The organism is Massilia sp. UMI-21 (assembly GCA_015277795.1).
Classification (GTDB): Bacteria; Pseudomonadota; Gammaproteobacteria; order Burkholderiales; family Burkholderiaceae_D; genus Telluria.
This window is the reverse complement of record CP063848.1, coordinates 4191093-4212217: the sequence shown is the minus strand read 5'-3', so window position 1 is coordinate 4212217 and position 21125 is coordinate 4191093. Positions and strand designations below refer to the sequence as shown.

Here is a 21125-nt window from a genome sequence, read left to right as displayed (position 1 = left end):
TGGAGTCAGAAAGCGGCCTTGGCGCGGGCGATCAGGCCGTTGGTGGAGCTGTCGTGCAGGGCGGCTTGCGCTTCGCCCGCCAGTTCGGCCTCGATCTTCTTCGCCAGCACCTTGCCCAGTTCAACGCCCCACTGGTCGAAGCTGTTGACATTCCAGATCACCCCCTGCACGAAGGTCTTGTGCTCGTACAGCGCGATCAGGGCGCCCAGGGTCGAGGGCGTCAGGCGTTCCATCAGGATGGTGTTGCTCGGGCGGTTGCCCGGGAAGGTCTTGTGCGGCGCCAGGCGCTCGACCTCGTCGGGCGACAGGCCTTGCGCCACCAGGTCGGCGCGCACCTCATCGATGGTCTTGCCCTTCATGAAGGCTTCCGACTGGGCGAAGCAGTTCGCCAGCAGGGCCGTATGGTGCTGCTCCATCTCGTGCGCCGGGCGCAGCGCGGCGATGAAGTCGATCGGGGTCAGGTCGGTGCCCTGGTGCAGCAGCTGGAAATAGGCATGCTGGCCGTTGGTGCCGGGCTCGCCCCAGATCGCCGGGCAGGTCGGGGTGTCGACCGGCTCGCCCTCGCGCGTGACCGATTTGCCGTTGCTCTCCATGTCGAGCTGCTGCAGGTAGGCCGGGAAGCGGCTCAGGTCCTGGTGGTAGGGGGCGATGGTCACCGAATGCGCATCGAGGAATTCGCGGTTCCAGAAGCCGACCAGGGCCAGCAGCATCGGCATGTTCTGCTCGACCGGCGCGCTCAGGAAATGCTGGTCCATCTCGTGGGCGCCGGCCAGGAAGTCGGAAAAATAGCCGAAGCCCACCGCCAGCGCGACCGACAGGCCGATCGCCGACCACACCGAGTAACGCCCGCCGACCCAGTCCCAGAACGGGAACATGTTGTCCGGGTCGATGCCGAAGGTCTTGATGGCCTCGACATTGGTCGAGACGGCGACGAAGTGTTTCGCCAGGGCTTCCTCGGGAGCACGATCGAGGAACCAGCTGCGCGCGGTCTGCGCGTTCATCATGGTCTCGGCGGTGGTGAAGGTCTTGGAGGCGACGATGAACAGCGTGGTTTCCGGATCGACCTGCATGAGCGCCGCATCAATGTCGTGGCCGTCGACGTTCGACACGAAATGCATGCGAAGGCGCGGGTGGGTGTAGTGGCGCAGGGCCAGCACGGCCATCTTCGGACCCAGGTCCGAGCCGCCGATGCCGATGTTGACGATGTCGGTGATCGGCTTGCCGGTATGGCCCAGCCATTCGCCGCTGCGCACGGCGTCGGTGAAGCTGCGGACGCGGTCGAGCACCGCGTGCACGTCGGCATTCACGTCCTGGCCGTCGACCACGAGGGTGCTGCCGCGCGGGGCGCGCAGGGCGGTGTGCAGCACGGCGCGGTTCTCGGTATTGTTGATGCGTTCGCCCGCGAACATGGCGTCGCGGCGCGCCTCCACGCCACGCTCGCGCGCCAGCGCCGCCAGCAGTTCAAGCGTGCGCCCGTCGAGGCGATTTTTTGAATAGTCTAGGAACAGCCCCGCGGCCTCGATCGACATGCGCGCGAAGCGCTGGGGATCGGCGGCGAAGAGGCTGCGCATCTCCCAGTCTTCGGCATCGAGGGCGTGGTTTTCGAGGGCCTGGAAGCTGGCGGTGCTGGTCAAGGAAGGCGTGCGCATGGGGTCGGTATCGATGAGACAATGTTGGCAATGACAGATTAGCGAATAATACAGGAAGCGTGCGTAAATTCACTACATAAAAACTTGCCAGATTTTCTGTAGGGTGGGCGGGTTCCCCGCCCACGCGTTCAGCCAACGTGGACATATCGAGGCGTCGCGTGGTGCGCATCGTGGCGTCGAACGCGTGGGGGGGAGACCCGCCCACCCTACAAAAGACGGTCGATATGCCGGGCTGGGCGGCGCACTGCCCGAGCGCTTGATGCCAGCTTGCCTGCATCCCATCAAAATCTGTAGTAAAATTTCAGATACTAAATTTACGAAGGAACGATCATGGCGCTGCACCCCGTAGTCGAACAGGTAACCAAGCGGATCATCCAACGCAGCCGTCCCTCGCGCGCGGCCTACCTTGCGCACATGGAGGCGGCCCGCATGCAGGGCGTGCAGCGCGGCGCGCTGTCGTGCACCAACCTGGCGCACGGCTTCGCCGCCTTTCCGGCCAACGACAAGCTCAAGCTGAAGGAATACAAGAAGTCGTCGGTCGCCATCGTCTCGTCGTATAACGACATGCTGTCGGCGCACCAGCCCTTCGAAACCTATCCGCAGCTGATCAAGGACGCCGTGCGCGAAGTCGACGCCGTGGCCCAGTTCGCGGGCGGCGTGCCGGCCATGTGCGACGGCGTGACCCAGGGCCAGCCGGGCATGGAACTGTCGCTGTTCTCGCGCGACACCATCGCCATGGCCACCGCCGTCGCGATGTCGCACAACATGTTCGATGCGGCCCTGTACCTGGGCATCTGCGACAAGATCGTGCCGGGCCTCTTGATCGGCGCGCTGCACTTCGGCCACATCCCGGGCATTTTCGTGCCGGGCGGCCCGATGACCTCCGGTATCTCGAACAAGGAAAAGGCGGCCATTCGCCAGCGCTACGCCAAGGGCGAAGCCACCCGCGAGGAACTGCTGGCGGGCGAGTCGGCCTCGTACCACGGCGCCGGCACCTGCACCTTCTACGGCACCGCCAACAGCAACCAGATGCTGATGGAAATGATGGGCCTGCACATGCCGGGCGCCGCCTTCATCACCCCGGGCACGCCGCTGCGCGATGCGCTGACCCGCGCGGCAAGCCAGCAGGCGGTGGCGATCTCCCAGCAGGGTGGCCAATACATGCCGATCGGCCGCATCGTCGACGAGAAGAGCATCGTCAACGCCATCGTCGCACTGCACGCGACCGGCGGCTCCACCAACCACACCCTGCACCTGATCGCCATCGCGCGCGCCGCGGGCATCGTGGTCGACTGGAACGACTTCGACGAGCTGTCGAAAGTGGTGCCTTCGCTGACCCGCATTTACCCGAACGGCGAAGCCGACGTGAACCACTTCCAGGCCGCCGGCGGCCCGGGCTTCGTGATCCGCGAACTGCTCGATGCCGGCCTGGCCCACGAGGACGTCAACACCATCCTCGGCCACGGCCTGCGCGCCCACTGCAAGGAGCCCTTCCTGGGCGAGGACGGCAAGGTGGTGTTCCGCGACGTTCCGGCAAGGAGCGGCGACGAAGCCGTGCTGCGCCCGGCCGGCAACCCGTTCGCCAACAATGGCGGCATGGTGCTGGTGCAGGGCAACCTGGGCCGCGCCGTGATGAAGATATCGGCGGTGAAATCCGAATACCACGTAATCGAAGCGCCGGCGCTCACCTTCGACTCGCAGGAAGACTTCATGCAGCGCTATAAAAATGGCGAGCTCGAGCGCGACTTCGTGGCCGTGATCCGCTTCCAGGGCCCGCGCGCCAACGGCATGCCGGAACTGCACGCGCTGACCCCGGCGCTGTCGAACCTGCAGGACGCCGGCTTCAAGGTGGCGATGGTCACCGACGGCCGCATGTCGGGCGCGTCCGGCAAGGTGCCGGCGGCGATCCACGTATCGCCCGAGATCCTGGCCGGCGGACCGCTCGGCCTGGTGCGCGACGGCGACATCATCCGTGTCGACGCCACCACCGGTTCGCTCGAGGCGCTGGTGGCGGACGAGGTATGGGCTTCGCGCAGCATGGCGAGCGCCGACCTGTCGAAGAGCCACATCGGGATGGGGCGCGAGCTGTTCGCGATGTTCCGTTCCCATTCCAGCCCGGCGGAGGAGGGGGCGGCGACCTTCCCCTTGCCCTCGCCGGTTGACACCACCGTACCGCTGCACGACGGCATCCAGACCGATGAAGTCCAGCCCGGTTCCGACGAAGACTTTCTCTTTAGGACCCAGAAATGACCTTACTTGAAATCATGCGCTCGGCGAGCGTCATCCCCGTCATCGCCATCGACGATCCCGAGCACGCCGTTCCCTTGGCAAAGGCCCTGGTGGCCGGCGGCATCCGCGTACTTGAAGTGACGCTGCGCACGCAGCACGGCCTGGGCGCGATTCGCGCCATGAGCCAGGTCGACGGCGCGATCGTCGGCGTCGGCACCCTGACCCAGCCGGAAGAATTCGCCGCCGCGCGCGACGCGGGCGCCGTGTTCGGCGTCTCGCCGGGCCTGACCCCGGCGCTGATCGAGGCGGCCAGGAAGAGCGGCCTGCCGCTGCTGCCGGGCGTGATGACCCCGTCCGAAGTGATGGCCGCGCGCGAGCAGGGCTTCAGGCAGCTGAAACTGTTCCCGGCGGTGCCGGCGGGCGGTGTCGGCATGCTCAATGCCATCGGCGGACCGCTGCCGGACATGACCTTCTGCCCGACCGGCGGCATCTCGATCGAGACCGCGCCGAAGTTCCTCGCCTGCAAGAACGTCGCCTGCGTCGGCGGCTCCTGGCTGACCCCGAAAGACCTGATCGCTGCCGGCGACTGGGCCGGGATCACCGAACTGGCGAAGGCGGCCGCCGCGCTGCGCGTCGGCTGAGCGTACCAGGATGCGATCCCGTTCTCGTCCCCTGACCGGGAGCGAGATCGCGATGGCGTCGCGCCTGTTTCGCGACGCCATCGACTACAGCCGCGTCCGTGTCCACGGCCGGCGCTACATGCCTTTCCAGCCGAAGAACTGCTGCATGACGCCGAACGGCAGCATGTACTTCCACCGTTCCTGCTTTCTTCCCGATTACACGCGTGGCGATCCGCCGGCGGTGCATTGGTTCATGCACGAACTGGCGCATGTATGGCAACACCAGCTTGGATATGCGGTGCGCCTGCGCGGCGCGGTGCGCCTGGGACTGTCTTACGACTACGATCTGGCGCCGGGCAAGACACTTGCCGACTTCAACATGGAAGCGCAGGGCGATCTGCTGGCCGATTACTTCACGCTCAAGCACTTGCGTTCCCCGGCAGCCATGCGCCAGCGGCGCTATGCGGGCAGTCTGGTGCTGTACGAAACGGTATTGGCGGGCTTCCTTGCCGATCCGTCCAGCACGGCCAATCTGCCCTGCGATGTTGGCCGCTGCCTGTTGAGACTGCACCAGGCCCGACAGGCCTGAATCCTCCCTCCCACCTTGTCGCCTGCAGACGGCTTGCCGGCTCGCGCGGAAGCGCCTGCCAGGTCTTACACGCGTGCACGGTAGCAGTGACAAAGTCTCCTCGATTGCATTCATTCGGCAAGCAATAAATCTTGCTGGGTATTGGTAATTGTTGTGCTATTCTCAATCCACTTCATTGCTTCATTGGTGAAGTCATCGCTTCTGTTCCATCCGTCAAACATACAAGTTGCGTGTCACAGGCAGAGGACAAAAATGAAAAAGAAATGGATTGTCATATCGTCGGTGTTGGCGCTGACGATGCTCGTCGTATTTACCATGCCCATCTTGAAAGTGCTCTGGCAACAATTCCGACCCAAGCCGACAGTGGTGGTCGATCGCGCGATGCGCTCGCAGGCCATCGAGACGCTGGTGGCGAAAATGAACAGCCATTACATCTTCCCCGATAAAGCCAGGCAGATCGAAACGCTCCTGCGCCAGCGCCAGCAGGCGGGCAAGTACGATGCAATGACCGACGGCCACCAACTGGCGGAACAGCTCACGCAAGACCTCCAGAGCGTGTCCCGGGACAAACACATGGAAGTGGGGTTCGCACCCGGCCTGGTCCTGCCCGACGACGATGGCCTGCCGCCGCCGGAGACGCAGGCGGCGTGGGAGCAGCGCAACAACGTCGTCATGCGCATGATCATGCGCCACATGGCCGACCGAAGGGTGGAAGAGGTGGAACACCTGAGCCCCGGGATCGGCTACCTGAAGATTGCCGGTTTCCCTCCTCCATTCCTCGTGGCCGACAAGTTCGCCGCGGCGATGAATCAACTCGCCGATACGGACGGCCTGATCGTCGACCTGCGCGACAACGGCGGCGGTGGAACGGCATCGGTGGCACTCCTGATCAGCTATTTCGTCGACCAGCGCACGCATCTCAACGACATCTGGGATCGCCAGACCGGCAACACCATCCAGCACTGGACGCAGGACAGGCTTGACGGCAAGCGCTACGGCGGCAAGAAGCCGGTCATGATCCTGGTCGGCCCGGGCACGATGTCCGCCGGCGAGGACTTCGCCTACACCATGCAGGCACTCAAGCGCGCCACCGTGGTCGGCGAGCCGACCTGGGGCGGCGCCAACCCGGCGCGCCCTCATCGCATCGGCGAACATTTCTATGTGACGATCGCCGGCCGCCGCGTCATCAACCCCATTACCCGAACCAATTGGGAAGGCGTGGGCGTCACCCCGGATATCGCAGCGACGCCGGACCAGGCGCTTGCGGTGGCCAAGGATGTGCTGCAGCGGCGGCTTCGGGGAAGCGCCTCGCTCGTCGCTGCCGGACAGTGAGGCCGGCGCGGCCCGCCGCCATCGACGGCTGGCGCGCTTCCCCGTGCGTGGCGGGGTCCGGCAAAAGCTTTGTTAAACTGCATGATTAGCCGCCGCGGTCCGACTACGACATCATGCGATCAGATCATCATTACTATCCTGCTTCCTTCAAGGCGGCCGTCGCCCTGGCGGCGCTTCGGCAAGAGCAGCCGCTCGAGGAACTCGCCGCGCGATTCTCGGTGACCCTGGACCAGGTCCGCGAATGGTCCGCCACCCTCGAGCAGCATGCCGGCGCCGCCTTCACGCAGCCGACGCGATCGCCGGAAGCGGGAGAAGACCTGCTGGACAGCAGCGAGATGGCGAAAACCATCGCCGAAAATTCGACCCAGGGCTTCGCGATGATGGACCGGCGCGGCTACTGCATCTATGCCAACAAGGCCTGGCTCGACATGACCGGCTATTCGGCCGAGGAGATCGCGTCGCAGCCGCTGCATGACCTGGTCCATCACCATCATCCGGACGGCCGGCCCTATCCGATGGAAGACTGTCCGATCGACCGCGCGTTGCCGGAAAACTTCGATGTGCGCGCACACGAGGACCTGTTCTTCCGCAAGGACGGCTCGACTTTCGATGTCGCCTGCGCCGCCAGCCCGATCTTCAGGAACGGCGAGCCGGCGTACACGATCATCGAAATCCGCGACGTCACCGAGCAGAAGCGCCAGGCCAGGGAGCTGCTCAGCAACGAGCGGCGTGCGGTCCAGCTTGCCGAAGCCGCCGAACAGCGCCAGCGCCAGCTCGACGCCGTGCTCGACGCGACCCCGGTCGGCATCGGGGTGGTCGACACCAGGGGCAGGATCATCCTGGTCAACCGGGCCAACCGCGAACTGTGGGGCCTGAACCTGCCCATGGTCGAGACCGTGGAACAGTACGCGCACTACCAGGGCTGGTGGGCGGACGGACAGGCCCGCCACGGCCAGCCCCTGCAGCCCCACGACTGGGCGCTGGCGCGCGCCCTCGAGGGGGAGAGCGTCGACAACGACATCGTCGAGATCGCGCCGTTCGACCGGCCCGCCACCCGCAAGACCATCGCCCTGTCCGCCCGTCCCATCCACGACGAGCACGGCGCCATCCGCGGCGCCGTGGTGGCACAGGTCGACATCACGCTCCAGAAGCAGGCCGAGCTGGCCCTGCGGCAGGCCGACAGGAACAAGGACGACTTCATCGCCATCCTGGCGCACGAACTGCGCAACCCGCTGGCGCCGATCCGCGCCGCCGTCGACCTGTTCCGGATGTTCGAACCGGGCAATCCGGTCTTGAAGCGGGCCACCGAGGCGATGGCGCGCCAGGTCACGCACATCACGCGCCTGGTCGACGACCTGCTCGACGTCGCTCGCATTTCGCGCGGCAAGATCGAGCTGCGCTGCGCGCCCTGCGACATCGTGCGGGTGGTGACGCAGACCGCCGAGGACTACCGGGACCCGGTCCAGGCCAACGGCGTCGACTTGCGCATCGCGGTGGCGAATGCGCCGCTCTGGGTCCACGGCGACGGCGCACGGCTGGCGCAGATCGTCGGCAACCTGCTGCACAATGCGGCGAAATTCACCCACCAGGGCAACCGGATCACCGTGCACGTCGGCGAACAGGCGGGGCCCGACGGCCCCCAGGCCGTGGTGGAAGTCGAGGACGACGGCGCGGGCATGGCGCCGGAACTGGTCGAGACGCTGTTCCTGCCTTTCATCCAGGCGGCCCAGGGCCTGGACCGGAGCAGCGGCGGCCTCGGCCTGGGACTGGCCCTGGTCAAGGGTTTGACCGAGCTGCATGGCGGGACGGTGAGCGCGCACAGCGCGGGACCGGGGCTGGGCGCGCGCTTCACGGTGCGCCTGCCGATCCGCGCCGCGGCCGCCCGCCCCGGCGGCGCGGGCGGCGTGCATGGTCGGCTTGATGCCTTGCGCATCGTCGCCATCGACGACAACCAGGATGCCCTGGAAATGCTCTCCTTGCTGTTCAGCGCCAGCGGCCATACCGTGAGCACGGCGTATGACGGCGCCGCCGGCCTCGAGCTGATCCGCCAGGCCAGGCCCGACGTGGTGGTCTGCGACATCGGCCTGCCCGGCAAGATGAGCGGCTACGACGTGGCCTGCGCCGTGCGCGGCGCCCCCGAGCTGTCGGACACGGTACTGATCGCCCTGTCGGGTTACGGCCAGGACAGCGACAGGCGCCAGTCCGCCGCCGCCGGCTTCGACGCGCACCTGGTGAAGCCGGTGTCGTATCCGGAGCTGGAGGAGGAGGTCGGGAAGGCGCTGCTGGAGCTGGGGCGGGCCCTGGTGCGTGGTGCGGACCTGCGCGCGTGAATGAGCGCGTGAATTAGCGCGTGAATTAGCGCGTGACTTAGCGCGGGGATGGCGGTTCGGACACCGACGCTGACGAACAGCGCCCAGATCGAGGCCCGGTCCCTGTCGGCATAGCGGAAGGCGGCGACCACGCCGCCGACCTCGGCCACCCAGCCCCGCCCATCCCTGTCGAGATAATCCTCGTACATCTGCAGGGTCACGCGGGCCGGGTCCGACAGCACGTACTCGCGCACCGACAGGCGGATCGCCGACATCACGGGGATGTCGGCGCCGCACACGCGCCGGAAGCGAAACGCGTCACTCGTAGCGCAGGCAGTCCACCGGTAACAGCCGCGACGCCCGCCGCGCCGGATAGAACCCAAAAAACACCCCCACCGCCGTCGCAAACCCGCAGGCCACCAGCACTCCCTGGAAAGTCAGGAACACATCGAACTTGCCGGTCGACGTGATCGCCGCCGCGCCACCCATGGCGATCAGGACGCCCACCAGGCCGCCGGCCACGCAGATCACCACCGATTCGGCCAGGAACTGGAGCAGCACCGCCCCCGGGCGCGCGCCGATCGCCATGCGGATGCCGATCTCGCGGGTGCGCTCGGTGACCGACACCAGCATGATGTTCATGATGCCGATGCCGCCCACCAGCAGCGAGATCGCGCCGATCAGGCCGAGCAGCAGGGCCACGCCGGCGCTGATCTTGTTCGCTGTTTCCGCGAACGAGGCGATGTTCTGCAGCCGGAAGTCGTCCGGATCGTCGAGGCGGATGCGGTGACGCGCACGCAGGGTTTCCTTGATGTCTTCTTCCGCTTCTTTCAAGGACATGTCGGGCCGTCCCTGCGCCGCGATGTAGTGCACGTTCTGCGGGAAGGGCATCTTGATCAGGTTGGCGCTGGCCGCCGTGATCGGCACCAGCACCAGTTCCGCGATATCCGAACCGTCGATCTGCTTGCCTTCGCCGGCCAGCACGCCGATCACCTGGAAGGCGACGTTCTCGATGCGGATGTAGCGCCCGAGCGGGTCGGTCTTGTAAAAGAACTGGTCCGCCACCTTCTGGCCGATCACCACCATGCGGCTCGATGCGCGCACGTCGGCTTCGCTGAACAGGTTGCCCTGGTCGAGCTTCCAGTTGCGGATCTTGAACATGGCCGGGGTCACCCCCAGGACCTGGCTGTTCGCGCTTTCGTTGCCGGCGCTGAGCTTGAAGCTGCCCTGCAGGGCCGGCGCGGCGCCGGTCAGGCTGGGCAATTCGTTCAGGGCCGCCGCGTCCATGGTCGACAGCGAGGGCACCGCGCCGGCGCGGGCGCGCTGGGCGGTGGTGCGGTCGCCCCCCGGGAACACGTAGAGCATGTTGGTGCCCAGCTGTTGCAGTTCCTTGCCGATGAAGCGCTGCATGCTGTCGCCGATCGCCAGCAGCAGCACCACCGAGGCGATGCCGATCACGATGCCGAGCATGGTCAGCGCGGTGCGCAGGCGGTTGGCCGCCATCGAGCGGAAGGATTCGATCAATACCTGGATGAAGTTCATGCGCTCACCTCGGCCGGGTTGGCGTGCGGATTGGCGTTCAGCTGGCGCAGGCCTTCGGCCGCCGGGCCGTCGTACAGCACGCGCCCGTCCTTCAGGCGCACCAGGCGGCGGCTGTAGGCCGCCACGTCGGCCTCGTGGGTGACGAGCACGATGGTGATGCCGCGCTCGCGGTTCAGTTGCTGGAAGCTGGACATGATGTCGTCGCTGGTCTGCGTGTCGAGGTTGCCGGTCGGTTCGTCCGCCAGCAGCAGGGGGGGATCGGTGGCCAGCGCCCGGGCAATGGCCACGCGCTGCTGCTGGCCGCCGGAGAGCTGGTTCGGCGTGCGCCCGGCCATGCCGCCCAGGCCGACGCGTTCGAGTTCCTGCAGCGCGCGCGCGCGGGCCTTGCCGCGGCTCCAGCCCGCATAGATCAGCGGCAGCGCGACGTTCTCGGCCACGCTCATGCGCTTGATCAGGTTGAAGCTCTGGAACACGAAGCCGATGGCGCGGTTGCGGATGTCGGCCAGCTGGGCGCGCGACAGCGACAGCGTGTCGACGCCGTCGAGCAGGTAAGTGCCGCCGGTGGCCTGGTCGAGGCAGCCGAGGATGTTCATCAGGGTCGACTTGCCCGACCCGGACTGGCCCATGATGGAGACGAAGTCGCCGCGCGCCACCTGCAGGTCGATCCCGTGCAGCACGCGGGTCTCGACGCTGCCGCTGACATAGGTCTTGGTGACGCCGCGGATATCGATCAGAGAAGAAGTCACGGCGCTCACATCTCGTCTTTGGGGTTCGCCAGGGTGCGCGTGACGACCTGGTCGCCCGCCTTCAGGTCGCCCGACACCACTTCGGTGTAGCGGAAGTTCGACAGGCCGGCGCGGATGTCCACGGGCTGCGGCTGGTTCATCTTGTCCAGCCGATAGACCTTGAACATGCGCGCGGTTTCGCTGGCGGTGCGGAAGGCCACGTCGTCGTCGACGGACGGGGCCGGCGCCGCGGGCGGGGCGACCTGCCTGGGCTTGCCGTCCTTGCCTGCCTTGGCGGCCTCCTTGCGCCGTTTTTCCTGTTCTTCTTCCGGCAGCTGGAAGCGCAGCGCGGTGGTCGGGATGCGCAGCACCTTGTCGCGCTTGTCCACCACCAGGCGCACCTGGGCCGTCATGCCGGGCTTGAGCATCTCGTCCCGGTTGTCGACGTCGAGCACCACGTTGTAGGTGACCACGTTCTGCACCACGTTGGCGGCCAGGCGGAACTGGCGCATGGTGGCGTGGAATTCGCGGTCCGGATAGGCGTCGACCACGAAGCGGGCCGGCAGGCCGTCCTTCAGGGAGCCGACGTCGGCTTCCGAGACGCTGGTGTCGATCTGCATCTTGGTCAGGTCGCGCGCGATCTGGAACAGGTTCGGCGTGTTGAACGAGGCCGCCACGGTCTGGCCCAGATCGATGGTGCGCTTGATGATCACGCCGTCGATCGGCGAGCGGATCACGCTGTTGTTCAGGTCTGCCTGGGCGCGCGCCAGCTGGGCGTCGGCCAGCTGCACGTTGGCGCGGGCGACGTCCATCTCGCGCCGGCTCCCGTCCAGCGCCACGCTGGAGACGAAGCTCTGCGTCACGAGCTGCTGGTTGCGCCGGTAGTTGGCCTCGGCCAGCCTCAGGTTGGCCAGGCTCGATGCGCGGCTGGCTTCGGCCTGGCGGATCTGGGCGTTGAAGATGGTCGGGTCGAGCTTGAGCAGCACCTGGCCCTTGCGCACGCGGTCATTGAAGTCGGCGTTCAGTTCGACCACGGTGCCGGAGACCTGCGAGCCCACGTTCACCAGCGCAACCGGGTTGATGGTGCCGGTGGCGGTGACGGTCTGGTTGATGGCGCCCACGTCGACCGCCGCGGTGCGGTACTTCGATGGCGGAATCTCCGGTTCGCCTTTCGGCATCATCCACGCGGCCGCCGCGCCGCCCACCACGATCACCCCTGCGGCGATCGCCACCCGCTTCTTGGTAAAGAGTTTCATTGTGCTCTCAAATAGGCCTACGGAAACATCTAGTGTGCTGTAGAGATATCAGTTTTGCAAGGCATGGTGCATCGGCCGATGAATGCGTGCGACGAAGCGTCGTTTTTGAGGAATGAACGGGGGCGATCCGCTAAAATGGCGGCTTCCCTTATATTCTCCACGCATTTCCCCTAACCTCTCACTGACAGCATCATGACCCAGGACGAACTCAAGCAAGCCGTGGCGCGCGCCGCGATCGATTACGTGGTGGACGGCGAAATCATCGGCGTCGGCACCGGCTCGACGGCCAATTTCTTCATCGACGAACTGGCCCGCATCAAGGACCGCATCAAGGGTACCGTGGCCTCGTCCGAGGCGACGGCAAGCCGCCTGCGCGGCCATGGCATCCCGGTGTTCGATCTCAACGAGGTGAGCGCGATGGCGGTCTATGTCGACGGCGCCGACGAGATCACCGCCAGCGGCGCGATGATCAAGGGCGGCGGCGCGGCCCTGACGCGCGAGAAGATCGTGGCGTCGGTCGCCAAAAAATTCGTCTGCATCGCGGATGGTTCGAAGCTGGTCGAGAACCTGGGCAAGTTCCCGCTGCCGGTGGAAGTGATCCCGATGGCGCGCGCCGTCGTGATGCGCAAGCTGGCGGAACTGGGCGGCCAGCCGCGCCTGCGCACCAGGGCGGGTAGCGATGACGCCTTCATCACCGACAACGGCGGCGAGATCATCGACGTGGTCGGCCTGTCGATCGTCGATCCGGTCGCGATGGAAGAGAAAATCAACCAGATCGTCGGCGTGATCGCCGTCGGCCTGTTCGCCAAGGCGGGCGCGGACGTCTGCCTGCTGGGGACGCCCGACGGCGTCAAGACCCTGACTTTCTGAGCGGAGGACGCATGAAGCGCGCGCCACTGTCGCTGGTCGTCATGGTGGCCGTCCTGCTGGGCGGCTGCACGCTGTTCAAGAGCAAGATGGCGCCGGCGCCGGCGCCGGTGGCTGCGGTCAAGCCGGCCGCGCCGGGTCTGCTCGATGCGAACGGCACGCCGATCGAGCGCGTGCCGTTCCGGGTCGGCGTCTCGTCGGCGACGGTCGAGAAGATGGCCAGGCAGCAGGGCTGCACGGGCGGGCAGGGCGCCGGGCTGGTGACGGAGGCGGGGCCGGTGGAGATCTACCGGATGCGTTGTGAAGACGGCGCGATGCGCGGCAAGATGTTCATGGCGCGCTGCGAGTTGCGCCAGTGCGTGAAGATGTAATCCGTAGGGTGGACAGCTCTGCTGTCCGCGCGTTCAACTAAACGATGCGTCGTCGCGATGCATGCGGCATTTGAACGCGTGGGCGGGAAAATAGTCCACTGGACTATTTTCCCCCGCCCACCCTACAACACCTTAGGCCGGTGGCGGCACGTAACCCTGCGCCTGGTCGGCGGCGCCGTCACCGAAGAAGTGACGTTCCATCTGCGTCGCCAGGTACTTGCGGGCGCGGTCGTCCGCCAGGTTCAGGCGGTTTTCGTTGATCAGCATGGTCTGGTGCTTCAGCCATGCCTGCCAGGCCTCTTTCGAGACCGACAGGTACAGCTTCTTGCCCATTTCGCCTGGTACCGGCGGGAAGTCCAGTCCTTCGGCTTCCTTGTTCAGTTTGATGCATTGGACGGTGCGGGCCATGGTCTACTCCTGTAATCCTGTTAATCGAGCGGGTCGTGTCAGACCGACATTATAAAGTCTTGATGAAAACCTGTGACCGGCGCTGCCAGTTGTACATGTGCTGGCGGTCCTTGGGCAGGTCGTCCACCGTGGCCGGGACGAAGCCGCGCTTCTTGAACCAGTGCGCGGTGCGCGTGGTCAGCACGAACAGCTTGGTCAGGCCGGCGGCCTTGGCGCGGTTCTCGATGTGCTTCAGGATGCGCTCGCCGTCGCCCTGGGTCTGGGAATCCGGGCTCACCGTCAGGCAGGCCATTTCGCCCATCTTCGCTTCGGGGAAGGGGTACAGCGCGGCGCAGCCGAAGATCACGCCGTCGTGGTCGATCACCGAGAACTGCTCGATCTCGCGCTCGATCAGCTCGCGGCCGCGGTAGACCAGGGTGCCGTCGGCTTCCAGCGGTTCGATGAGCTTGATAATTCCGCCGACGTCCTCAATTGTGGCATGGCGCAGGCTTTCCAGGTTCTCGTGGCTGATCATGGTGCCGACGCCGTCGTGCGTGAACAGTTCGAGCAGGGCCGAGCCATCCATCTCGAAGGGCACGATGTGGGCGCGGTCGACGCCGCTGTTGCAAGCCTTGATGGCGTGCTGCAGGTAGTACGAGGCATCCGGCGGCAGGAAGCCCGCCTGCAGCACGGCGTCGGCCTGGTGCGAAGACAGTTCGCGGATCTCGGTGCCGCCCGCGTCCTTCATCATGCCGGTTTCGGTAATGAAGATCAGCTTGTCGGCATGCAGGGCGATCGCGGCCGACGCGGCCACGTCTTCCATGGTCAGGTTGAAGATTTCGCCGGTGGGCGAGAAGCCCAGCGGCGACAGCAGGACCAGGCTGTCCTCGGTCTCCAGGATCGGCTGGATCTTGTCGGCGGAGATCTTGCGGGTGACGCCGGTCAGCTCGAAGTCGGTGCCGTCGATGACGCCCAGCGGGCGCGCGACGACGAAGTTGCCCGACACGATGCTGATCTGGGCGTGCGACATCGGGGTGTTCGGCAGGCCCTGGCTGAAGGCGGCTTCGATGTCGAGACGCAGTTCGCCGGCGGCTTCCTTCGCGCATTCGAGGGCGGCGCTGTCGGTGATGCGGATGCCGTTATGGAAGCGGCCTTCGACGTTACGCAGGGCGAGCTGCTCCGCCACCTGGGGGCGCGAGCCGTGCACCAGCACCAGGCGGATGCCGAGTCCGAGCAGCAGGGACAGGTCCTGGGCCAGCACCGGCAGGGCGCCGGAAGCGACCAGTTCACCCGGGAAAGCGACGACGAAAGTCTTGCCGCCGAAGGTGTGGATATACGGCGCGACAGAGCGCAGCCACTGGACGAATTGGGTAGGGTTTTCCATTTGCCGCATTATAATTCGCTGCGCGTTGTGCGCACCAAATACCTTATAAAAATCAATGTCTGATCAGAGTAACAAGCCTTCGCCGCAGCCGGCGCGCGCCGCTTCCCCCAACACTTCCGCCACCGAGCCGCGCAAGCGCCCGGACGGCGACACGCGCGCGCCCATGACGCGCACGCGCGATGGCGAACCGCAGGCCAGGTCCGAGCGCAGCGGGCCGCAGCGCGCGCCGCATCCGCCGCGCGAGCAGAAGGAACGCGCCCCGCGCGCCGACGATCGGAACCCGCCCTTCCGCAACCCGCTCCCGCCGATCACCTTCCCCGAAGACCTGCCGGTGTCGGGCCGCCGCGCCGAGATCGCGAAGGCGATTCAAGAGAACCAGGTGGTCATCGTCTCGGGCGAAACCGGCTCCGGCAAGACCACCCAGCTGCCGAAGATCTGCCTGGAGCTGGGTCGCGGACAAAAGGGCCTGATCGGCCACACCCAGCCGCGCCGGATCGCGGCATCGAGCACCGCCAAGCGCATCGCGCAGGAAATCGGCTCGCCGCTGGGCGAGCACGTGGGCTTCAAGGTGCGCTTCAACGACACTCTGCAAAAGGGCGCCTCGGTCAAGCTGATGACCGACGGTATCCTGCTGGCCGAAACCCAGACCGACCCGCTCCTGCGCGGCTACGACACCATCATCATCGACGAGGCGCACGAACGCAGCCTGAACATCGACTTCCTGCTCGGCTACCTGAAGCAGCTGCTGCCGCGCCGTCCGGACCTGAAGGTGATCATCACCTCGGCGACCATCGACGCCGAGCGTTTCGCGCGCCATTTCGGCACGCCTGACAAACCGGCGCCCGTCATCGAGGTCTCGGGCCGCCTGTACAAGGTGGAGGTGCGTTATCGTCCGGTGGACCGCGATCCGGTGACTGGCACCAATGCCAAACCCGGCGAGCCAGCCCAGAATGTGCCAAATAAGGCGCAAGGTGCCCGCGACAAGCGCGACCTGATGGAAGCCGTGGTCGACGCCGTCGATGAACTGTGCCGCATCGGCTCGGGCGACGTGCTGGTGTTCCTGCCGGGCGAGCGCGAGATCCGCGACTGCGCGGAGGCGCTGCGCAAGCACCATCCGCCGCACGTCGAGATCCTGCCGCTGTTCGCGCGTCTCTCGGTGGAAGAGCAGGACCGCGTGTTCCGCACCACCAACGCGCGCCGCATCGTGCTGGCAACCAACGTGGCCGAGACCTCGCTGACGGTGCCGGGCATCCGCTACGTGGTCGATACCGGCCTGGCCCGCGTCAAACGCTACAGCTTCCGCAACAAGGTCGAGCAGCTGCAGATCGAGCCGGTGGCGCAGTCTTCGGCCAACCAGCGCGCCGGCCGTTGCGGCCGGGTGGCCGACGGCGTCTGCATCCGCCTGTACGAAGAAGACGATTTCAACAAGCGCCCCAGGTTCGCCGACCCGGAGATCCTGCGTTCCTCGCTGGCTTCGGTCATCCTGCGCATGAAGTCGCTGCACCTGGCCGACGTCGAGACCTTCCCCTTCATCGAGCCGCCGCAGGGCCGCGCGATCGCGGACGGCTACCAGCTGCTGCAGGAAGTCGGTGCGGTCGACGACACCAACGAACTGACCGCGCTGGGCAAGAAGCTGGCCAAGCTGCCGCTCGATCCGCGCGTGGGCCGCATGATCCTGGCGGCGGTGGACAACGACTGCCTGAGCGAGATGCTGGTCGTGGCCTCCGCGCTGTCCACGCAAGACCCGCGCGACCGCCCGATCGAGTACCAGCAGCAGGCCGATGAAAAGCACAAGAAGTTCGCCGACGAGAAGTCCGAATTCCTCAGCTACCTCAAGATCTGGGCCTGGTTCGAGGACGCGATTGCGCACAAGAAGTCGAACCGCCAGCTGCAGGAGAATTGCCGCGCCAACTTCCTGTCGCAGCTGCGCCTGCGCGAGTGGCGCGACGTGCATTCGCAGCTTCTCACCGTGGCGCGCGAGCAGGGCTGGCGCCTGAACGCCGCCCCCGCCACCTACGACCAGCTGCACCTGGCGCTGCTCACCGGCCTGCTTGGCAACATCGGCTTCAAGGCCGAGGACGAGCCGGTGTTCCTGGGCGCGCGCGGCATCAAGTTCCATATCTGGCCGGGGTCCTACCTGGCCAAGAAGCCGGGACGCTGGGTGATGGCGGCCGAACTGGTCGAAACCACGCGCCTGTATGCGCGCACCATCGCCCAGATCCAGCCGGAGTGGGTCGAGAAGATCGGCGCGCACCTGCTGAAGAAATCCTGGGGCGAGCCGCGCTGGGAGAAGCGCCAGGCACAAGTGACCGCGCTTGAGCGCGCCACCCTGTACGGCATCGTCGTCTACAGCAACCGCCGCATCAACTACAGCCAGCACAACCCAGGCGAGGCACGCGAGATCTTCATCCGCGACGCGCTGGTGGCGGGCGACTATGAAACCCGTGCGCCGTTCTACGCCCACAACCACAAGCTGGTGCGCGAGATCGAGAATCTCGAGCACAAGTCGCGCCGCCTGGACGTGCTGGTGGACGAGCAGCTGATCGCCGCCTTCTACGACAAGGAGATTCCGCAGACGGTGGTGAACGGCGCCGGATTCGAGAAGTGGTACAAGGACGCCGCGCGCGAGAATCCGAAGCTCCTGTACCTGATCCGCGAAGAGCTGATGCGGCACGAGGCGGCCGGCGTCACCACCGAGCTGTTCCCGAAGACGATGAACGTCACCGGCATCGAGATGGGCCTGAGCTATCATTTCGAGCCGGGCAGCGCGCGCGACGGCGTCACGCTGGCGGTGCCGCTGTTCGCCCTGAACCAGATTCCCCAGGAGCGTCCGGCCTGGCTGGTGCCGGGCATGCTGAAGGAGAAGGTGCACCTGCTGCTCAAATCCCTGCCGCAGAAGCTGCGCCGCCACTGCGTGCCGCTGCCGGAGTATGCGGCCAAGTTCTTCGAGCGCCACCAGGACCCGCTGCGCTTCGGGCGCGGCGACCTGGTCGACGTCCTGATCGCCGACATCCACACGCATACCAGCGCGCGCGTGCTCACGGGCGACTTCAAGCTGGAGACCCTGCCGGCGCACCTGTTCATGAACTTCAAGGTGATCGACGAGCACGGGCGCCAGCTCGAGATGGGCCGCAACCTGGCGACCCTGCAGGCCGAGCTGGGCGGGCAGGCGCGCGAGAGTTTCCAGAAGATGGCCGAAGCCACGCCGGCGGCGGCGTCGGCCCGGCTGCAGGCGGCGCCCGCTCCGGCGCCGGCGAAAGGGAAGGGCAATGCGCCGGCGGCGAAGCCGTCGCCGGGTGCTGCCGCTGCCGCTGCAGCAGCCGTTGTTGCGGCCCCGGCGGCGGGCGCCGTCCAGCACACGGGATTGACCACCTGGAGTTTCGGCGAGCTGCCGGAACTGCTGGAGATCACGCAGGGCAAGCTGACCCTGATCGGCTTCCCGGCGCTGGTGGACAAGGGCAGCCACTGCGACCTGGAAGTGTTCGACGACCCGAACGTGGCGGCGCGCACCCACCGCGTCGGCCTGCGCCGCCTGTTCGCGCTGCAGTTGAAGGACCAGCTGAAGTTCGCCGAGAAGAACATTCCCGGACTGCAGGGCATGGGCATGCAGTTCATGAACGTGGGCACGCAGGAAGAGCTGCGCGACCAGATCATCGCCAAGGCGATCGACATCGCCTGCCTGCAGGACCCGCTGCCGATCAACGCTGGAGAGTTCAACAAGCGCAAGGACGAAGGCAAGGGCCGCATCGGCCTCCTGATCAACGAGATCGCGCGCCTGGCGGGTTCGATCCTGGCCGAGTTCCACGGCATGCCCAAACGCATCCAGAGCCTGCCGCAGGCGGTGCAGCAGGACCTCCAGGCGCAGCTGCAGGGCCTGGTCCACAAGCGCTTCATCGCGGACAACGAATACGGCCAGCTGGCGCACTTCCCGCGCTACCTGAAGGCGATCAACGTGCGCCTCGAGAAGCTGCGCGGCAATCCGTCACGTGACGCGCAGTTGATGGCGGAGTGGCAGGGCGCTGCCGCCCAGTTCCAGCGCACGCTCAAGAACCAGGCCGGCAAGAACAACGACCCGCGCATGGTGGAGTTCAGGTGGATGCTCGAAGAGCTGCGCGTGTCGCTGTTTGCCCAGGAACTGCGCACGCCGATGCCGGTGTCGGCCAAGCGCCTGCAGAAGGTGTGGGAATCGATGATCCGGTGATGTCGGTAGGGTGGTCGGCTTTGCCGACCGCGCGTTCAAGGCGTGGATGATTCAGCACGCTTAGTGGGTATCGAGGCTTCTTTTTGCCGGATTGACCACGTATCGTGAACGCATCGGTGGTTTGAACGCGCGGACGGCAAGCCGTCCACCCTGCGAGATCAGCCGATGTTACTGCCGCGGATCCGGCTCAGGTCCTTGTCGTCTCCTTCATGCCCCGGCCGCGGATCGGCACTGCCGCCGACGCCGTACGAGTCGCCATGCACGCTCCCCGATCCGACGCTGGCGCCCGCGCTGCCGCCGGCCGAGCCGGCGCCCATGCTCGAGCCCATGCCGCTGCCCATTGCCGAGCCAGCACCCGTGCCGCCCGTCGTGCCGCCCGTCCTCGCGCCCGGCCCCATGCTCGGTGCGCCCGAGCGTTGCGCATCGGTGCCGTAGAAGCTGTGGACGCCGGTGGCCCAGCCCGCATCGCTCATGTCGGGCCAGTGGTCCTTGTCGAAGCCGGGCGCGTGCTTGAGGCGCTCCTTGTCGACGTCGAGCACCATGCGCTTGTTGGCGGTGTCCAGGTGCAGCGCCTGCCAGGGCACGGCGAACAGCTTTTCGCCAATGCCGAGGAAGCCACCAAAAGCCAGCACGGCATACGCCACCTGGCCGGTCTGCATGTCGAGCATGATTTCCTTGATGTCGCCAAGATCTTGCTCTTGCCCGTTGACGACGCTGTCACCGATCAGGGTGTCGGCGCCCATCAATGCGGGTCCCGGGCCGGTGCTGCGCGTGTTCCGGTACATGCCGTATTTGTCTCGATCTGCATAGCTCATCGCATACCTCCTTTGGATTGTCGGCCCGCATGGCAAACAGGCTGATGGGCCGGGGTCTTGCCGATAACATCTTAGGACGCAATCCGGCCGGGTAGCGCGCGACTGGCCCGGCGCCTGCTCGCCGGCATGCCCTCAGGCGTCGCGGTCGGGACCGCGGCCCACGGTGTCGGCATCGCGGTGCGGGCTTCCCGCTCCGGCGCCGGCCTCCATGCCGCCGGCATGTCCGGCACCCATGCCCGATCCGACCGCGCCGCCCAGCGGCAAGGTGGCCCCGGCGTTTCCGGGTATGTTGCGCAGCGGCAGTGCCGGCCCTATCGATGGCGCGCCCAGGCGGTTGATGTCGGTACCGTAGAAGCTATGGATGCTGTTGGCCCAGGCGATATCGTTCAGGTCCGGCCACTCGTCCTTGTTGAAACCGGGGGCTTGCTTCAGCCGCTCCTTCTCGACATTGAGCACCATGCGCTTGTTCACGGTGTCCAGGTGCAAGACCTGCCAGGGCACGGCGAACAGTTTCTCGCCCATTCCCAGGAATCCGCCGAAGGCCAGCACGACATACGCCACCTGGCCGGTGTTCATGTCGAGCATGATCTCCTTGATGTCGCCGAGGTCTTCTTCGGCGGCGTTGACGACGCCGTCGCCGATCAGCGTGCGCGCGCCCATCAGCGCCGGCCCGGGACCGGCGCCACGCGTGTTCTTGTACATGCCGTACGTGTCTCGATCTGCGTAGCTCATCGCATCTCTCCTTTGGCTTGATTGCTGGAACGGCGCAGGCTTGCCCGGCAAGGACAAGGCCCGGCCCCGCTGCCCCGATGATAGGTCGCATTCGCACGACGGCGCGCGCGGCAGACC

General features: G+C 66.3%; 16 protein-coding genes. 8 read left to right on the top strand and 8 right to left on the bottom strand.

The features are described from left to right. Positions 1-5: 5 nt before the first annotated feature. Positions 6-1649 (bottom strand): glucose-6-phosphate isomerase, encoded by a 1644-nt coding sequence (gene pgi / locus IM543_18560; protein QOY93534.1) that lies wholly within the window; start codon positions 1647-1649, stop codon positions 6-8. 330 nt (positions 1650-1979) lie between these two features. Between pgi and IM543_18555 the strand changes: the two genes are divergently transcribed. The 5 genes from IM543_18555 to IM543_18535 all read left to right on the top strand — a co-directional run bounded on the left by IM543_18555 (position 1980) and on the right by IM543_18535 (position 8749). Then, positions 1980-3899, top strand: a complete 1920-nt coding sequence (locus tag IM543_18555) for a phosphogluconate dehydratase (protein ID QOY93533.1) — start codon at positions 1980-1982, stop codon at positions 3897-3899. Then, positions 3896-4519, top strand: coding sequence for a bifunctional 4-hydroxy-2-oxoglutarate aldolase/2-dehydro-3-deoxy-phosphogluconate aldolase (gene eda, locus IM543_18550; GenBank protein QOY93532.1), 624 nt, complete (start codon positions 3896-3898; stop codon positions 4517-4519). Before IM543_18555 ends, eda begins: the two co-directional genes overlap by 4 nt. Before the next feature lie 52 nt (positions 4520-4571). Beyond that, entirely contained in the window at positions 4572-5087 is a 516-nt protein-coding gene (locus tag IM543_18545; GenBank protein QOY96752.1) for a Rhs element Vgr protein, read from the top strand. A gap of 252 nt (positions 5088-5339) precedes the next feature. Then, positions 5340-6419 (top strand): S41 family peptidase, encoded by a 1080-nt coding sequence (locus IM543_18540; GenBank protein ID QOY93531.1) that lies wholly within the window; start codon positions 5340-5342, stop codon positions 6417-6419. 113 nt (positions 6420-6532) lie between these two features. Beyond that, positions 6533-8749, top strand: a complete 2217-nt coding sequence (locus IM543_18535; GenBank protein QOY93530.1) for a PAS domain S-box protein — start codon at positions 6533-6535, stop codon at positions 8747-8749. 297 nt (positions 8750-9046) lie between these two features. Here IM543_18535 and IM543_18530 read toward each other — a convergent pair whose 3' ends face one another. The 3 genes from IM543_18530 to IM543_18520 are packed head-to-tail and all read right to left on the bottom strand — an operon-like array spanning position 9047 to position 12251. Continuing rightward, a complete protein-coding gene (locus IM543_18530) occupies positions 9047-10231 on the bottom strand; it encodes an ABC transporter permease (protein ID QOY96751.1) in 1185 nt (394 codons plus the stop codon). A gap of 35 nt (positions 10232-10266) precedes the next feature. After that, entirely contained in the window at positions 10267-11016 is a 750-nt protein-coding gene (locus tag IM543_18525) for an ABC transporter ATP-binding protein (protein ID QOY93529.1), read from the bottom strand. A 5-nt stretch (positions 11017-11021) separates the two neighbouring features. Further along, a complete protein-coding gene (locus IM543_18520; GenBank protein QOY93528.1) occupies positions 11022-12251 on the bottom strand; it encodes an efflux RND transporter periplasmic adaptor subunit in 1230 nt (409 codons plus the stop codon). 192 nt (positions 12252-12443) lie between these two features. On the opposite strand from IM543_18520, the gene rpiA reads away from it, so the two are divergent. Together rpiA and IM543_18510 are read left to right on the top strand one after the other, a co-directional pair. Continuing rightward, the gene (gene rpiA, locus IM543_18515) at positions 12444-13121 is read left to right on the top strand and encodes a ribose-5-phosphate isomerase RpiA (protein QOY93527.1); all 678 of its coding nucleotides are present in this window, start codon (positions 12444-12446) and stop codon (positions 13119-13121) included. 11 nt (positions 13122-13132) lie between these two features. Continuing rightward, positions 13133-13489 (top strand): hypothetical protein, encoded by a 357-nt coding sequence (locus IM543_18510; protein QOY93526.1) that lies wholly within the window; start codon positions 13133-13135, stop codon positions 13487-13489. A gap of 132 nt (positions 13490-13621) precedes the next feature. On the opposite strand, the gene IM543_18505 is transcribed toward IM543_18510, so the two are convergent. Beyond that, positions 13622-13897 carry an oxidative damage protection protein gene (locus tag IM543_18505; protein ID QOY93525.1) on the bottom strand — a complete coding sequence of 92 codons (276 nt, stop codon included), beginning with the start codon at positions 13895-13897 and terminating at the stop codon, positions 13622-13624. Positions 13898-13946: 49 nt separating this feature from the next. Then, entirely contained in the window at positions 13947-15260 is a 1314-nt protein-coding gene (gene argA / locus IM543_18500; protein QOY93524.1) for an amino-acid N-acetyltransferase, read from the bottom strand. A gap of 55 nt (positions 15261-15315) precedes the next feature. Here argA and hrpA point away from each other — a divergent pair, with 55 nt between their 5' ends. After that, complete coding sequence (gene hrpA, locus IM543_18495) at positions 15316-19461, top strand: ATP-dependent RNA helicase HrpA (protein ID QOY93523.1); 4146 nt, start codon at positions 15316-15318, stop codon at positions 19459-19461. A 158-nt stretch (positions 19462-19619) separates the two neighbouring features. Here the strand turns inward: hrpA and IM543_18490 are convergent, their stop codons facing one another. Next, positions 19620-20276 carry a PRC-barrel domain-containing protein gene (locus IM543_18490; GenBank protein ID QOY93522.1) on the bottom strand — a complete coding sequence of 219 codons (657 nt, stop codon included), beginning with the start codon at positions 20274-20276 and terminating at the stop codon, positions 19620-19622. Between the two features lie 132 nt (positions 20277-20408). Then, positions 20409-21008, bottom strand: a complete 600-nt coding sequence (locus IM543_18485; protein ID QOY93521.1) for a PRC-barrel domain-containing protein — start codon at positions 21006-21008, stop codon at positions 20409-20411. Between the last annotated feature and the right edge of the window lie 117 nt (positions 21009-21125).

Excerpts from the sequence above, each read along its gene's own strand:
- pgi (QOY93534.1), bottom strand. The coding sequence starts at position 1,649 with ATGCGCACGCCTTCCTTGACCAGCACCGCCAGCTTCCAGGCCCTCGAA.
- IM543_18555 (QOY93533.1), top strand. The coding sequence starts at position 1,980 with ATGGCGCTGCACCCCGTAGTCGAACAGGTAACCAAGCGGATCATCCAA.
- eda (QOY93532.1), top strand. The coding sequence starts at position 3,896 with ATGACCTTACTTGAAATCATGCGCTCGGCGAGCGTCATCCCCGTCATC.
- IM543_18545 (QOY96752.1), top strand. The coding sequence starts at position 4,572 with ATGGCGTCGCGCCTGTTTCGCGACGCCATCGACTACAGCCGCGTCCGT.
- IM543_18540 (QOY93531.1), top strand. The coding sequence starts at position 5,340 with ATGAAAAAGAAATGGATTGTCATATCGTCGGTGTTGGCGCTGACGATG.
- IM543_18535 (QOY93530.1), top strand. The coding sequence starts at position 6,533 with ATGCGATCAGATCATCATTACTATCCTGCTTCCTTCAAGGCGGCCGTC.
- IM543_18530 (QOY96751.1), bottom strand. The coding sequence starts at position 10,231 with ATGGCGGCCAACCGCCTGCGCACCGCGCTGACCATGCTCGGCATCGTG.
- IM543_18520 (QOY93528.1), bottom strand. The coding sequence starts at position 12,251 with ATGAAACTCTTTACCAAGAAGCGGGTGGCGATCGCCGCAGGGGTGATC.
- rpiA (QOY93527.1), top strand. The coding sequence starts at position 12,444 with ATGACCCAGGACGAACTCAAGCAAGCCGTGGCGCGCGCCGCGATCGAT.
- IM543_18510 (QOY93526.1), top strand. The coding sequence starts at position 13,133 with ATGAAGCGCGCGCCACTGTCGCTGGTCGTCATGGTGGCCGTCCTGCTG.
- IM543_18505 (QOY93525.1), bottom strand. The coding sequence starts at position 13,897 with ATGGCCCGCACCGTCCAATGCATCAAACTGAACAAGGAAGCCGAAGGA.
- argA (QOY93524.1), bottom strand. The coding sequence starts at position 15,260 with ATGGAAAACCCTACCCAATTCGTCCAGTGGCTGCGCTCTGTCGCGCCG.
- hrpA (QOY93523.1), top strand. The coding sequence starts at position 15,316 with ATGTCTGATCAGAGTAACAAGCCTTCGCCGCAGCCGGCGCGCGCCGCT.
- IM543_18490 (QOY93522.1), bottom strand. The coding sequence starts at position 20,276 with ATGAGCTATGCAGATCGAGACAAATACGGCATGTACCGGAACACGCGC.
- IM543_18485 (QOY93521.1), bottom strand. The coding sequence starts at position 21,008 with ATGAGCTACGCAGATCGAGACACGTACGGCATGTACAAGAACACGCGT.